Here is a 1144-nt window from a genome sequence, read left to right as displayed (position 1 = left end):
TGGTTTTTTCGTGACTTGTATCCTGCGGGCGCCAGATTATGATCTTGAACGTTTGGCGCGTGCATTTAGCGAACTGAACGCCGTCGCTGTCGCCTGGCTTGATGCAGAACAGGTGCCGGCCGAGGGCTGCACAATTAAGCAGTATTTATGGGTATGCGCTATATCCACCATCGAACAATTGGATGCAGCCACTATCTGCTGCCGTGACAAATCGGTCGGGTGGACGCTTATGGCAATCTTATTGTGCGCGAGGATGGTTAAGCGATGGATGACCAGGCTAAAACCACTCATTGATGCTCACGACCTGCAAATGGTCTATGACACCGAAGACGGTGTGGTGCGGCCGTTGATGGCGTCAGGTTCCAGGTTCAGGCGGGAGAGAAGCTGGCTATTTGTCGGTAAGTCCGGTTACGGCAAAAGGCAAACTTACCTATCCATTATGCGTTTGATTGAGAAATCGGGGAGAATTACCGGCGTGACGATTGGTTTGCGGCCGTTGCTTGCTTATTTCGGAAAAAGAGATGATTGACCAGCGCGGTAACCATATATCTATTATCTTTCAAGAGCTGATGACTCGCTGAATCGCATTTTCACCGTAGGTTTCACAATTATCCGAGGCTATCCCTGCATCACGGCATGTCGCGTCGCGTTGCGGCAAGACACGCCGTCGAGGCGCTGGCTGTACCTGGTGACATTCTCCTTCGTCGGAACGGAGCGTGCGGGATTACCCACCCATACCAGCTTTCTGGCAGAATGCGACAGCGGGTTATGATTGCGATGCCGCTGTTTACCTATATCTGACCTGCTTATCGCTGATGAACTAACCACTGCTCTGGATGTCACCATCCAGGAACAGAGGTGCTTGAGTTGAGGAAGCAACTGAAACAGACGCTCGGCATTTCGATTATCCTGGTGACCCACGATCTTGTCGTGGTGGAGGAGATGGTGGAGTGGGTTATTGTTATGTGCTGCGGCCGTGTGGTGGAAAGCGCGGATGTTTTTTCCCTATTTGCTCGTCCCGGCTACCCTTCCCTTATACCGAAGAGTAGCTCAACGCCCCATGCCGCACATGGATATTAAATAGGACACCTTGTTTGTTATTGAAGGCAACGTGCCGAATCCGCAGCATAATCCCGAGTGGCTG

General features: G+C 51.7%; 1 protein-coding gene and 1 pseudogene. Both read left to right on the top strand.

The features are described from left to right. Positions 1–529, top strand: a pseudogene (locus BG74_RS06760) (hypothetical protein); the annotation flags it as partial. Positions 530–858: 329 nt separating this feature from the next. Next, a complete protein-coding gene (locus BG74_RS06755) occupies positions 859–1080 on the top strand; it encodes a hypothetical protein (protein WP_066597442.1) in 222 nt (73 codons plus the stop codon). Positions 1081–1144: the final 64 nt, after the last annotated feature.

The sequence above is a fragment of the Sodalis-like endosymbiont of Proechinophthirus fluctus genome (assembly GCF_001602625.1).
Taxonomy (GTDB): Bacteria; Pseudomonadota; Gammaproteobacteria; order Enterobacterales; family Enterobacteriaceae.
The sequence above is the reverse complement of the archived record's forward strand: the minus strand, read 5'-3'. Positions and strand labels throughout refer to the sequence as shown.